General features: G+C 34.3%; 13 protein-coding genes. 12 read left to right on the forward strand and 1 reads right to left on the reverse strand.

The window, feature by feature from the left end:
- The first annotated feature begins 377 nt into the window (after positions 1–377).
- The 4 genes from HMPREF2811_RS02050 to HMPREF2811_RS02065 all read left to right on the forward strand — a co-directional run bounded on the left by HMPREF2811_RS02050 (position 378) and on the right by HMPREF2811_RS02065 (position 4,406).
- Positions 378–1,436, forward strand: coding sequence for an acyltransferase family protein (locus HMPREF2811_RS02050; protein ID WP_071407894.1), 1,059 nt, complete (start codon positions 378–380; stop codon positions 1,434–1,436).
- A gap of 23 nt (positions 1,437–1,459) precedes the next feature.
- Positions 1,460–1,948, forward strand: coding sequence for a GNAT family N-acetyltransferase (locus HMPREF2811_RS02055; RefSeq protein WP_071407895.1), 489 nt, complete (start codon positions 1,460–1,462; stop codon positions 1,946–1,948).
- Between the two features lie 64 nt (positions 1,949–2,012).
- On the forward strand, positions 2,013–2,984 hold the full coding sequence (locus HMPREF2811_RS02060) for a KPN_02809 family neutral zinc metallopeptidase (RefSeq protein WP_071407896.1): 972 nt from the start codon (positions 2,013–2,015) through the stop codon (positions 2,982–2,984).
- A gap of 126 nt (positions 2,985–3,110) precedes the next feature.
- Positions 3,111–4,406, forward strand: a complete 1,296-nt coding sequence (locus HMPREF2811_RS02065; RefSeq protein ID WP_071407897.1) for an RNA polymerase factor sigma-54 — start codon at positions 3,111–3,113, stop codon at positions 4,404–4,406.
- Positions 4,407–4,510: 104 nt separating this feature from the next.
- On the opposite strand, the gene HMPREF2811_RS02070 is transcribed toward HMPREF2811_RS02065, so the two are convergent.
- Positions 4,511–5,218, reverse strand: a complete 708-nt coding sequence (locus HMPREF2811_RS02070) for a hypothetical protein (protein WP_071407898.1) — start codon at positions 5,216–5,218, stop codon at positions 4,511–4,513.
- A 162-nt stretch (positions 5,219–5,380) separates the two neighbouring features.
- Between HMPREF2811_RS02070 and HMPREF2811_RS02075 the strand changes: the two genes are divergently transcribed.
- From HMPREF2811_RS02075 to HMPREF2811_RS02110, 8 genes are all read left to right on the forward strand, one after another.
- The gene (locus tag HMPREF2811_RS02075; RefSeq protein WP_071407899.1) at positions 5,381–5,824 is read left to right on the forward strand and encodes a MarR family winged helix-turn-helix transcriptional regulator; all 444 of its coding nucleotides are present in this window, start codon (positions 5,381–5,383) and stop codon (positions 5,822–5,824) included.
- A gap of 492 nt (positions 5,825–6,316) precedes the next feature.
- A complete protein-coding gene (locus tag HMPREF2811_RS02080) occupies positions 6,317–7,024 on the forward strand; it encodes a SanA/YdcF family protein (RefSeq protein WP_168164927.1) in 708 nt (235 codons plus the stop codon).
- Between the two features lie 360 nt (positions 7,025–7,384).
- Entirely contained in the window at positions 7,385–8,347 is a 963-nt protein-coding gene (locus tag HMPREF2811_RS02085; RefSeq protein WP_071407900.1) for an ABC transporter substrate-binding protein, read from the forward strand.
- 10 nt (positions 8,348–8,357) lie between these two features.
- A complete protein-coding gene (locus tag HMPREF2811_RS02090; RefSeq protein ID WP_071407901.1) occupies positions 8,358–9,314 on the forward strand; it encodes an ABC transporter substrate-binding protein in 957 nt (318 codons plus the stop codon).
- Positions 9,315–9,581: 267 nt separating this feature from the next.
- Positions 9,582–10,496: an ABC transporter permease gene (locus HMPREF2811_RS02095; protein WP_246829791.1), complete on the forward strand. Its 915-nt coding sequence runs from the start codon at positions 9,582–9,584 to the stop codon at positions 10,494–10,496.
- Positions 10,493–11,293, forward strand: a complete 801-nt coding sequence (locus HMPREF2811_RS02100; RefSeq protein WP_066126701.1) for an ABC transporter ATP-binding protein — start codon at positions 10,493–10,495, stop codon at positions 11,291–11,293. The genes HMPREF2811_RS02095 and HMPREF2811_RS02100 overlap by 4 nt, the downstream gene beginning before the upstream one ends.
- A 14-nt stretch (positions 11,294–11,307) precedes the next feature.
- Complete coding sequence (locus HMPREF2811_RS02105) at positions 11,308–12,765, forward strand: SLC13 family permease (protein ID WP_071407902.1); 1,458 nt, start codon at positions 11,308–11,310, stop codon at positions 12,763–12,765.
- A 13-nt stretch (positions 12,766–12,778) separates the two neighbouring features.
- A complete protein-coding gene (locus HMPREF2811_RS02110; protein ID WP_071407903.1) occupies positions 12,779–13,054 on the forward strand; it encodes a chorismate mutase in 276 nt (91 codons plus the stop codon).
- Positions 13,055–13,122: the final 68 nt, after the last annotated feature.

Below are 13,122 nucleotides of genomic sequence, written 5' to 3' on the forward strand. Positions count from 1 at the left end.
TTGATAGATACTCTGTTATAGGACGCTTACAATGCACTAATAGAAGGCACTGGCACATTAAAAATTGTTTCTTTGTTAATTGTTGTGAAGATTAGATTGCTTGGGTAGCGTAAGGCGATGGCGTATACTTAAAAAAGCCTCTTTCAACCAACAAAGATTTAATTCAACTCGTTTCATTTAAACAATCTTTATGGGGTTCCGCTATGGATTGAATTGAAGGATCAAAACTAAAAGTAGATATTTTTAAATGTTATTTGAGATTGTTACTTGTAAAGATATTTTTATTTTTCATATATGAGAATAGAATGTTAGAATGCGTTTAAAAAGTATTTGGAATGAAGTTTTGATATAATAGACAAGATTTTAGGGGGTATAGCATGAGTCAAAAAAGACAATCAAATTTTGAATTATTAAGAATATTTTCAATGTTCTTAATTGTTGGTAGCCATTTTGCAGTACATGGTACGTATGAGTCACCTGATTATTCAACGATTGAACAAATAGTTTTAGACATTTTAAGAATTGGTGGAAAATTAGGTTCAAATATTTTTGTGATGATTGGAGCATATTTTTTAGTGGGTAAACCTTTCAAAATTGAACGCGTCATCAGAATTGGTGTTCAGGTTTGGCTATATTCCATTGGGATTTTAGCGATTGTGGCGTGCTTTCTTCCTATAGATAAAAAAGATGTTTATTTAGCTATTTTCCCGTTTCCTGATGCCTACTGGTTTGCGACAACCTATATTTTGCTCTTGCTTTTCATCCCGGTCTTAAATAAACTAATAAATTTAGTCGGGAAAAAAGGGTTAGAATTGATTTTATGGGCACTTTTTATCCTGTGGATAGTTTTACCGAGTTTAAATTTAGGAACATTCGGTTTAATTAATTTTACTTGGTTTGTCTTTTTATATTTAGCTGTAAGCTATATAAAATTATTTACAGGTGATAAATTATCGCAAGTACCATGGGGGATGGTTGGGTTAACAACGCTCGCAATAACGATTTTATCTATTCTTTGGTTTCATTTAGTGAGTCACTTTATTCCGGAAAAGTTAAATGATGTACTGATACAATTGCGACAAAATGGCTTGCTCACGGTTATTTTGAGTTTCAGTTTATTTTTATTTGCTAAGGAAAGTAAAGTGTTTATTTCTCCTGTTGTGAATTATTTAAGTGGATTAACCTTTACCGTCTATTTAATTCACGAACATCCGATAATGCGACCCATTATTTGGGGCGTTGTTGATAATAAACGTTTTAACGGTTTTTTCTCAATGATTGGTGGGGGAATACTTTCGGCGACACTCGTTTTTGTTATTACGATGCTTATTTCAATGATGACCGAAAAAATGCTCCATCCTTTAATGAATTTTCTCACGCATAAAGGGTCAATTATGGTAAATTATTTTATAAATTATCTGAAAGAAGAAATTTAAAAAAGAAGGGCTTGGAGAGAATTATGTTACAAATCAAAGAAGTCAAATCACCACAAGATATAGAACAATTATTTGAGCTACTCTCGGTAATTTGGAAGGAAGTATTCACTCCGATCATTGGGGAGGAACAGGTAGCGTATATGATGCGACACTACCAATCAATCGATAATATAACGCAAGAAATTCAAGACGATGTGCATTATTATTTTTTAGAGTATAATAACCAGCCCGTAGGTTATACCGCATTCCAAGACCAAGGAGAAAAAATTTATATTAGTAAATTGTATTTAAGCCAATTTTTTCGCGGTAAGGGGTTAATGTCATCCGTTTTTGATTGGTACGAAACATTAGGTAAAGGAAAAACATTATTTTTGAATGTTAATCAAGGGAATCATTTGGCGATTGCTGTATATGAGCATCGTGGTTTTACTAAAGTAGGTGAACGATACCTGGGTATTGGCGAAGGGTATATAATGAATGACTTTATCTATGAAAAAGTCATAAAAAGTTAGTACACGCTTAGCTTATATGGTAAAATGATGATAAAGGAATATTTAAAGAATTGAGGAAATTAATATGAAATGGGAAGATGTTCGAAAGAGTAGGAATGTCCAGGACCGCCGTAATCAATCTAGAGGAACTTCTTTTCCAGGTAGTTCAGGTAGAGGGCGTTCTTCTGGTGGGGGATTAGGTGGCGGCTTAATATGGTTATTATTGTCTCGTACTTCAGGTAGGATGAAACTCATATTGTTAGGCTTGTTCTTGTTACTTAGTTTTTTAGGTTCAGGTGGATTGGGAAATCTTAATAATAGTACGATTTATAATCGAGATATTATACCTTCAGAAGAAGTGAGTGTTGATAACTCAATTAATAGTACTAATACCGATGGACAGACATTAAATGCTTCAGATAAAGAAGTCCAATTTTTCCAAGCGGTTTTAGCAACGACGGAAGATTACTGGCATAGTATGTTTAACTCAATGGGTAAATCTTATCGTGAGCCTAGTCTGGTTATTTATACAGATAGCATTTCCACTGGTGGTTGTGGTGTAGGGAGTGCTCAAGCCGGTCCCTTCTATTGTCCGTCTGATGAAACGGTATATATTGACCTACAATTCTATCGGGATTTAAACACTAAGTACAATGCGCCGGGCGACTTTGCAATGGCTTATGTCATCGCGCATGAAGTAGGACACCATGTTCAAAAACTTGTGGGGACGATGGATGATTATAATAGTGTTCGTCAAAGAATGTCTACCAAACAAGCGAATGATTTAACAGTGCGTTTGGAATTACAAGCAGACTACTATGCGGGAGCATGGGCAAATTATGTAAAACAAGAAGGTTTACTAGAAATGGGCGATATTGAGGAAGCATTACAAGCTGCTCATAGTGTTGGCGATGATACCTTACAGAAAGAAGCTTATGGATATGTAGTGCCCGATAGCTTTACACATGGAAGTTCAGAGCAAAGAAGAACTTGGTTTTTACGAGGTTTTGAATATGCTGACTTCCAACATGGAGATACTTTTAATACAGATATTTAATAACTTCGTTATTATTTGCAAGACAGCTAATAACCGGTTTTTCCAAGTGAAAGGGAGATAGCCTTAACGCTGGTAAGACCGGTTTTTTGATTGAGAAAATAAAATGATGGAATAGAGGTGTTACGATTGGAAAAAAGAACAACAGAGAAGTGGCAAAGTTTATTAAAAATCACGACAAACGAGCTATTAAAAGACAATATTGAGAAAAGTCCAAATACAGATCAGTTATATGAAATTTTAGATTTGAATGCAGAACAATTAACCTATTATATTGAAGAAGCCATTATAGAAAATCCTTTTATAGAAATTGATTATGCACTTGAGACACGAGTATCCACAATAAAAAATGCTAATTACCAACATATAGAAAATGAGGTAGAGCGTAATTCACCTGGGATGGCACAGAGTTTGATTATGTTTTTATTTGAACAAATTATGATGTATCGCCATACACCGATACGTGATGTGATGGTAAGATTGGTGGACTATCTAGATGAGAAAGGTTATTTACCTTATAGTTATCAAGAGTTAGCAACTAAGCTTAATGAAGATGATATTTTAGTTCTTGATGCGATGACTTTGTTTAAACAGTTAGAACCAGCAGGTGTAGGGGCATATGATTTACAAGAATGCTTAATGTTGCAAACAGAGCAAGATAGTCATGCTCCTAATATTGCATATCTTTTATTAGAAGAGTATTTTGATTTAGTTTCAAAGCAAGATATTGAAAGTATTCATCAAGTGAGTGGTTTATCTAATGAGGAAATTGAAGCCAGCTTAAATTATTTTCATTCTTTAAGACCTGTACCAGCAGCTGTTTTTGACAAAGCGGATAAAGTGAATCTTATCCCAGATGTTTCGGTTCGTTATAATCAAGATGAAATTGAACTACGTTATAATCGTCAGTATTATCCAAGAATTATTTTTAATCAAAAATATTATGATGAGATGGCTCTCCAAAATGATACGCAATTATTCGAATATATCACTGCTCATCGACAAAATTTCCAAGCATTAGCTTATAATCTTCGTGTTCGTGAACAATTAGTCTTAGCAGCAGTTAAAGCACTAGTATTGGCCCAAAAAGATTATTTAATGGAAATTAAAAACGAGAAACGCCCTTATTTAATTAAAGATTTAGCGAGAGATTTGGATATACCAGAAGCGTTGGCTCACTTGGTCGTTACGAATAAAAACCTTGAAATCAAATTTGGCATTATTCCATTAACTGATTTAATTAATGTTACTCATCATCAAGGTCGTGGAGGACTTAATACTGTTAATATTAAAGAAATTATGGCTAATATTATTGAAAATTCACCACAAGAACTTTCAGATAATGAAATAGTGGCTCAGTTAGCAGCCAAAAAAATTATTATGAGTGAACAATTAGTAGCTGATTATCGTAAGGCTTTAGAATAGTTTAGTGGATAGTCTAGCTAAATAAAACTTCGAAATCAGTAGATAGAAAAAGACCTTAAATGTTAGTTGTATTCTAACATTTAAGGTCTTAATTATATCCAGAGTTACTCTTGAGTATATGTAAAGAGTGGTTTAGTCCAATTGGTTAAATGATAAACATAGAGTTCTTTCTCTTGAGGATTATAATAAGCAATCATTATTAATCGATTACCAATTTCCGTCATAACGTCTGATAAGATGTTAATATCATTATCCTCAGCAATCCTTTGAGCATTTTCATAAGTTACAGGAACAATGACTCTAGGTATATATACTTTTTCGTCGTCAAGATTCATTGTGACCTGGTCAACGGTTAATTCTAAGCCGCTTAATGCATCTTTTTGATTTAATACTTCTGCTAGGTTATCCAATTCAACATCAGTTAAGGCTGTTTGATTGGCAGTTTTTTCTTCTTCTGAATAATTAGCGATATAGTATTCGTTAATAGCTGTATAAATATCAACATTTAGCAGATTTTCTGGTACATTTGCTTGAGGAAAATCTCGGTCATTAATAATCGATTCGTTAAATAAAGAGTCTACTGTCGTTTCAGCTTCAGATGGATTGGTCGCATCAGCTTCAGTAGAAGTTATAGTGGCCTCAGCTTCTGTTTGATTATCAGAGACGATTTCGACTTGCGATCCATTGGTATTATCGCTTAATATGGTTTGTTCCTCTTTCATTTCATTTGAATTGGAAGATTGAGGAATAAAGTTTATATATAATACACCGGCTAAGATAACCGTTAATAGTAATAAAATAAGTTTTTTCATAATAACACCTTTCTATTTATGTATCACATTATATTCTAACAGAAATTTATGGAGACTTGTATCACATTTATGTAACAGTCTGATGTCAGAATATATGAGTTTACTTGAAATTTACCTACTTTTAACTTATTATTAAGGACGAAGGAATTCTGGAGGTATTACATGAAAGCAGAATTAATTAAAGAGGCATTTAAATTAAATTTAGACATTAGCCGAATAAGAAGAAAATCTTTTGATAGTAGTTATGAAATGTCTCGTAGTGAATTTGTATTATTAGATTATGTAGTGGAATTGGAAGAAAAAGATGAAAAACAAACTATTTCTGAAGTAGCAACGGAGCTAAATATTTCTAACGCAGCCGTTTCACGTACAATTAAGCATTTATTAGCTAAAGGATGGTTGTTTAGAGAAACCTTAGAGGAAGACCGACGCAATGGAATTATTAAAATCTCTGCTGAAGGGCGTAAAATCTATGAGGTGACGAATGCAAGATTTAATAAACAAATTGAAGCAGGCTTTAAAAACGTTAAAGAAGAACAGTTAAAGCAGTTCATTGCGATAAGTCGTGAATTGATTGAGGGTTTAGGGAAATCAAGTGAGTGCTAAATTCATCTTGGGATAAGGTTGAGCTTCAACTTGATTAATTCAATCAAGTTATTGCGTGCTCATTAAAAGCACAGTAGTTGAGTGGTCTCAACCTACGTCTTAAAGAGATTTGGTTTAAATTTGATAAATTCAATTAAGTGAGTGCTCGATAATAAAAAGCGCATTGGTTGAGTGGTCTCAACTTTACGGGAGTGGACAGACGAAGCGAAAATCAATCGCTTTTCTACTACTGGTCCACTCCCAACTTTGCGTGGACGGAAAGACGAAACGAAAATTATTTCATTTTCTACTACTGGTCCACCTCCAATGATGTTAGCAGTGATAAAGATAAAACTTTGGTTTAATTAAACTTAATGATTGAATAAAATTATGCCTATTGAAATAGCCTTAATCAAAAAGGGAGTGGGTAGCGAGAACGGGATTTATATTTTGTTTGTTACCCACTCTTACTATTGTTTGGAAAGGTTCGTTTTTAATAATAAGGGGAAAAAGATGAAAACAGTATGGAAATTAATCAAGGGGATTATTAAATTGATTTTATATGGAATGATAGCAATTGGATTAGGCGTTATTTTGATTAATGGATGGGTCATTACAAAGGGAATGACGAATTTTCAAGAAATTGATACTCTTCAACAAGAACCGCTGATGCAAGATGAATCTGTTCCGGTATTAGTATTAGGGGCCGGGATTATCGATGCTGATACTCCTAGCACTATTTTAAAGTTAAGGTTAGATAAAGCAGTGGCGTTTCATCAGGCATTTCCGAATAATCCGATTATTATGAGTGGTGATCACATGGATATGTATTATAACGAGGTTGCCGTAATGAAAAAATACGTAGTCAGTAAAGGAGTAAAAAGTGAAAAAGTCTATTTAGACCATGCGGGTTATTCCACTTATGACAGTTTATATCGATTAAAGCATGTTTTAAATCAAGAAAAAGTTATCATTATTACTCAAGGATATCATTTGTCCAGAGCGTTATTATTAGCAGAAGGATTTGGTATGCAAGCGATTGGGATACCAGCTGATGAAGCAAGTTCAACACGATTCGAAAGGGAAACACGGGAAATATTAGCCAGAGTTAAAGATTTCTTCGTCGTCTATTTTAAATACGAATTACCACAACCGGAATTAAATTATGGATTTAATCTAATGGAATCAGGTGATTTAACGAATGATAAAGAGCGACTATGATACAAAATTAAAATAAAATGAGATTTATGTTAAAAACTATTGACTTTTATCATTCTATCTAATAAACTATGAATAAGAAATCAAAAGAAAGGTGATGTTAACGATGAATACGCACTTATTACAAAATGTATCATATTTTTACAGCTACTTTAGATAGTGTTTGTATCTACTATGGGTACAAACCGGAAACGAGAGTTTGTATCTATGGGAGCTGAAAAATTTTGATGCCCGCATAGATGTTGTAAAAATCTAAGCGGGACGTAATAAGAGAGCATCCAAGCATCTTTGTTTTGGTAGGGATTCTTAAAAGACCTGTTTAGATTAGCTAAACAGGTCTTTTAATTTTTAGGAGGAAATAAAATGAAAAAAGGTTATTATTATGTACAGTTAATGAAGTTATTAGGAATCATAGCTTTGGTACTAGGGTATGTTTCACCTGTTCTTGCAGAAGAAACTTTAAAGGTTGGTGTTTTACAATATGTTGAACATGAATCTCTAAATGCAACGTATCAAGGATTCATCGATGGATTAAAAGAAGCCGGTTATGAAGAGGGTAAAAACCTTGAAATTGATTTTTTAAATGCGGCTGCTGACAATGCTAATCTACAATCTATGAGTGAAAAATTAGTAAATAACAATGATGTACTTTTTGCCATTGCGACACCTGCAGCACAAGCTTTAGCCAATGTAGCCGGGGATAAACCACTGTATTTCTCAGCTGTGACGGATCCAGTCAGCGCTGGTTTGGTTGAAAGTTTAGAAAAACCAGGTAAAAATGTGACAGGTACTATCGATGCTGCCCCAATTGAAGAGCAAGTGAAATTATTACAAAATGTTGCTCCAGAGGCAAAAACAATCGGTCTCTTATACAATTCAGGTGAGGCAAATTCGTTATCAGAAGCAAAACACGCAAAAGAACAATTAACAAAAGTAGGGCTGAAGGTTGAAGAAGCAACGGTGACCTCTACTAATGATATTAGTCAGGTGATGGGTTCTTTAGTAAGTAAAGTAGATGCAATATTCACTGTAACAGATAATACTGTTGCGAGTGCAATGACCTTAGTAGGTGACTTAGCTATCGAAGCCAAGCTACCAATCGTCGGAGGATCAGAAGATATGATTAATGAAAATGGATTAGTGACTTATGGATTAAATTATTATAACTTAGGTAAACAAACAGCAGCGATGGTTGTTAAGCAACAACAAGAAAAATTAAATGTTTCAGAAATGCCGGTAGAATCAGCGAGCGAAAATAATTTAATTATTAATGAAAAAGTTGCGGAAGCATTAGGGATTGATATTACAAATTTAAAAGTAGAGTAGGAGAATAATGATGAAAACAAACAATATATTTAGTCGATTTAGTTTAGTGTTGTTAGTTTTATTAAGTTTTATTACCGTGTTACCCTTACAACGAGTAAATGGCGCAGATAAAATAAAAATTGGTGTTTTACAAACAGTTGAACATGAAGCATTAGATGCGGTATTAAAAGGATTTGAGGAAACTTTAAAAAACTCTGAATTAGCTGATAGAGTAGAAATCAATGTGCAAAACGCAAGTGGCGATATGGCAAATCTACAATCAATGAGTGAAAAATTAGCACGAGAAAATGATCTATTATTTGCTATTGCGACACCTGCAGCTCAAGCTCTCGCTACGGTTGAGTCAACTAAACCTATCTTTATAGCGGCGGTTACGGATCCAGTTGAAGCAGGATTAGCAGAATCTTTGGAAAAGCCTGGACGCAATGTAACGGGGACGACCGATATGGCACCGATTGCTGAACAAGTGGCTTTATTACTCAATAATTTTCCTGATGTTAAAACAGTGGGGATGATTTTTAATTCGAGTGAGATTAATTCGGTAGTGTTAACCGATAAAGCGACTGAAGAATTTGAAGCCAAAGGTGTTAAGGTAGAAGTAGGGACAGTGACTAGCACTAACGATATTGCTCAAGTCATGGGCTCACTGGTGGAAAAAGTAGATGCGATGTTCATGGTTACCGACAATACCATTGATAGTTCAATTTCATTAGTGGGAGATTTAGCCAAGCAAGCTGGAATTCCAACAATTGGTTCTTCCGATTCTGTGGTCCAAAAAAATGGTTTAGCAACTTTGTCTAATTCTTATGAAGATTACGGCATTCAAACAGCAAATATGTTAATTAAGTTAGTTTTAGAAGATTTAAAACCTGCGGATATGCCGATCGAGAATGCTGACAAGTTACAATTAATTGTCAATGAGGAATTTGCAAAAGCCATTGGTGTTGATCCTGATTCAATTAAATAAGTTATGAACAATTGACTCTCAACTTGTGGACAACCTGTGTATAACTAGCTTTCTTATGAAAAAACTGTGCATAAGTTGAGAGAATTATGAAATAAAAGGATAAATATCAATTCCATATTGAAACTTAATCCACAAATGATTTACAATAAAACACAGATTATAATTTTTTTTAATAGTTGATGAAACTACTAAAAATAAAAAAACAACTTCGTTTTTGTGTTTAAGTTATTAAATGAATGATTTACTATGTGAAAGAAGGAAAAAGAAATGTTGGAAATTATTACATCGAGTTTTACACAAGGTGTTGTCTGGGCCGTTATGGCTTTAGGCGTATATATTACTTTTCGCTTGCTCGATATAGCTGATTTATCTGCTGAAGGAAGTTTTCCACTTGGTGCGGCGATTTGTGCTACCTTAATCACCAGTGGGGTACATCCCATTTTTGCAACCATTGCGGCTTTCTTTGGAGGCGGCTTAGCCGGAGTGGTTGCAGGGTGGATTCATACGAAACTAAAAATACCAGCTCTGTTGACCGGTATTTTACTGTTAACTGCGTTGTATTCTATTAATTTACATGTGATGACCGGCCGGCCTAATATAGCTTTATTGGGTCAATCAACTTTATATTCAATTGTTCAAGAGGCGACTGGATGGAGTAAAAATTTAAGTGTAACCGTGGTAACCTTATTAATTTTGGCAATTATTATTATTTTATTAGTGACCTTTCTGAATACAGAGATTGGCTTAGCCTTAAGAACTACTGGGGATAATGAAACGATGAGTTCGGCCAATGGCATTAATACTAAAAGAATGAAAACTTTAGGTTATATGCTAGGTAATGGATTAATTGCATTGGCAGGAGCATTGGTTGCTCAAAAAGATGGATTTAGTGATATTGGTATGGGAATCGGGACGATTGTCATTGGCTTGGCTTCTATTATTGTGGCTGAAGTCATCTTACCTAACAAACCGCTTGCGATTCGTATGATTTCGCTTATTTTAGGAAGTTTTGTGTATCGCTTAATCATTGACATCATTTTAAATCAGCAATTAATCAGTATACGCGCAACAGACTTAAGATTATTCTCAGCAATCTTACTAACGATTGTGTTATATCTACCTGAGTTTCAAAGAAATCAGTTACAGAAAAAAGGTATTGCTAATGGAGGTCGTTCAAAATGAGTCAATTAGTTTTAAATAATATTCACAAAACTTTTGGGATGGGAACCGTGAATGAAAATCATGTTTTAAAAGGAATTGATTTAACCTTAGATAAAGGTGATTTCGTAACGGTTATCGGAGGTAATGGGGCCGGCAAATCTACTTTGCTTAATACCATTGCGGGTCATCATATTCCTGATCAAGGAACGATTATGATTGGAGAGGCGGATATTACCACTTTATCGAACCATCAAAGAGCTAATAAAATAGGCTATGTCTTTCAAGACCCTAAATTGGGGACGGCACGTCGTTTAACGATTCAAGAAAATATGGCACTAGCAAACCGTAGAGGGTTAAATCGTGGTTTATCATGGGGTGTAAAACGATCTGAACGCGAATTTATAAAAAATAAATTATCGTCTTTAGGTTTAGGGTTGGAAAATCGCTTAAATACAGATGTCGAATTTTTATCAGGTGGTCAAAGACAAGCCTTAACTTTATTGATGGCCACCTTAAGAGAACCAGAATTATTATTGTTAGATGAGCATACGGCTGCTTTAGATCCTAAAACGAGTGAAATGGTATTAAACTTAACCGATAAAATAATTGCCGAACAGAATTTGACTGCCTTAATGATTACGCATAATATGGCGGATGCGATCAAATATGGAAATCGATTGATTATGCTACATCATGGAAAAGTCATTTTGGATGTTAAAGAGCATGAAAAGAAAAATATGACCGTGATTGATTTGTTAGACTTATTTAAGCAACATAGTGGCGAAACGGTAACTTCAGATGCAATGCTGTTAAGTTAGGAGAATCAAAACATATGAAAAAGAATAGTTTATTGCAAAAACTGATTCTATGGTTTAGTTTAATTATTTATTTAACGATTTTGGGGAATCAATACTTCAGTTGGAATTTATTAGGAATGAATCCTTTGACACTTTCAATGTTCGGCATTTTTATTGGTAGTTTATTAATGTGGTTATTTATCGCTATTGATTGGCCAAGTCTCTTGTGTTTATTAGGTATGGCTTTAATACCAGAAATTGGTTTCAATACAGTATTACCACTTTCATTTGGCAATGCAACCTTTGCATTTTTATTATTTACTTTTTTATTGACTTATTCCTTAGAGCAAACCTTTTTCATTAAACGAGTGACTGCATGGGCACTTCATAGTCGATGGGCTCAAGCCTCCTCTTGGAAATTATTAATTGCCTTTTATTGCGTTATGTTATGTTTAGGCAGTTTTATTTCGCCGACTATTTTGTTTATGATTGCGTATCCTATTTTTGAAGAATTGGCTCATCAGTTCGGATTTGACAAAGGGAATCGCAATGCGGCGATTATGATTTTTACATTATATACCACTATCGCCATAGGGACTGCAATGACACCGATTAATCATGTGTTTGCGATAACGGCCATTGGAATGTATGAAGCAGCTTTTAATGCTTCTATAAGTTATTTTCAATACATGATGATTGGTATTCCGACAGGTGTCATTATTTTTATAGTTTTATTAATTTTTCTAAAATATGTTTGGAAATTAGAATTAGCAGAAGTCACAAGTCAACGTCTTGAATCACTAAAAAGTATTCCTAAAATGTCCCGTGAAGAAAAATGGATTGTGACTGTATTTGCAATGGTTGTAGCGATGTGGTTGTTACCAGAATTATTTATGATGATTCTACCGAATCTTTCAGCCTTTTTTAAACAAGTAGGAATTGTGTTCCCGCCATTAATGGGTGTGATTTTGTTAGCGGTGATACGAATTTCAGGTAAACCATTACTTAATATTAACCAAGCCATGAAAGAGGGAGTTTATTGGCCTAGTTTATTATTGGTGGCAGCAACTTTAGCCTTGGGAAGTATGCTAGCAGATGAGAATGTTGGGATTGTAGCACTTCTAAATAATGGTATAGCTCCTATCTTTACTAATTTGTCAGGATTTGTAGTAGTATTAATTTTTGTTCTTTGGGCGGGATTACAAACAAACTTAAGTTCCAATCTGGTTACAGTATCAGTCGTATCGGCAGTGGCGAATGCATTAGCTAATTCCATGGATTTTAGCGCTAATTCGGCTTTAATTGCGGTATTTATTGGCTTTATGTCATCGATGGCGATGATGACCCCACCAGCGATGCCTTATGTAGCCATTGCGATTGGTGAGAGATGGCTTACGAGCCGTCAGGCATTAATCTTTGGTTTGGTGATACTAACGGTGACTATTTTAAGCTGTATGTTAGTGGGTTACCCAATAGGCAATGGTATTTTATGAAAGTAGGGATGAAATGTTAGGGCAACAACGTGCTAAAATTGATCAAATTGACACGCAACTTGTTAAATTATTTGAAGAACGAATGAAAGTTGTCGAAGAAATTATTGACATAAAAATTGGATTGAATATGGATATACTTGATTCAAGTAGAGAATCAAAAGTGATTGAAACAGCAGTTAGTCGATTAGAAAATCCTGAACTAGCAAGTGAAACGCGCGAATTTTTTACCGAGTTAATGAGTATATCCAGAAATTATCAGGCAAAAATCCGTCAAAATAAATTAAATTAATAATTGGACTAGTCAAGCCTTTGAATATATGGTACACTATTGGAGATTTAAGGACTTTAAGGTGTACC

Origin of the sequence: Globicatella sp. HMSC072A10 (genome assembly GCF_001811625.1) — a bacterium.
Lineage (GTDB): Bacteria > Bacillota > Bacilli > Lactobacillales > Aerococcaceae > Globicatella > Globicatella sanguinis.

Excerpts from the sequence above, each read along its gene's own strand:
- HMPREF2811_RS02050 (WP_071407894.1), top strand. The coding sequence starts at position 378 with ATGAGTCAAAAAAGACAATCAAATTTTGAATTATTAAGAATATTTTCA.
- HMPREF2811_RS02055 (WP_071407895.1), top strand. The coding sequence starts at position 1,460 with ATGTTACAAATCAAAGAAGTCAAATCACCACAAGATATAGAACAATTA.
- HMPREF2811_RS02060 (WP_071407896.1), top strand. The coding sequence starts at position 2,013 with ATGAAATGGGAAGATGTTCGAAAGAGTAGGAATGTCCAGGACCGCCGT.
- HMPREF2811_RS02070 (WP_071407898.1), bottom strand. The coding sequence starts at position 5,218 with ATGAAAAAACTTATTTTATTACTATTAACGGTTATCTTAGCCGGTGTA.
- HMPREF2811_RS02075 (WP_071407899.1), top strand. The coding sequence starts at position 5,381 with ATGAAAGCAGAATTAATTAAAGAGGCATTTAAATTAAATTTAGACATT.
- HMPREF2811_RS02080 (WP_168164927.1), top strand. The coding sequence starts at position 6,317 with ATGAAAACAGTATGGAAATTAATCAAGGGGATTATTAAATTGATTTTA.
- HMPREF2811_RS02085 (WP_071407900.1), top strand. The coding sequence starts at position 7,385 with ATGAAAAAAGGTTATTATTATGTACAGTTAATGAAGTTATTAGGAATC.
- HMPREF2811_RS02090 (WP_071407901.1), top strand. The coding sequence starts at position 8,358 with ATGAAAACAAACAATATATTTAGTCGATTTAGTTTAGTGTTGTTAGTT.
- HMPREF2811_RS02095 (WP_246829791.1), top strand. The coding sequence starts at position 9,582 with ATGTTGGAAATTATTACATCGAGTTTTACACAAGGTGTTGTCTGGGCC.
- HMPREF2811_RS02100 (WP_066126701.1), top strand. The coding sequence starts at position 10,493 with ATGAGTCAATTAGTTTTAAATAATATTCACAAAACTTTTGGGATGGGA.
- HMPREF2811_RS02105 (WP_071407902.1), top strand. The coding sequence starts at position 11,308 with ATGAAAAAGAATAGTTTATTGCAAAAACTGATTCTATGGTTTAGTTTA.
- HMPREF2811_RS02110 (WP_071407903.1), top strand. The coding sequence starts at position 12,779 with ATGTTAGGGCAACAACGTGCTAAAATTGATCAAATTGACACGCAACTT.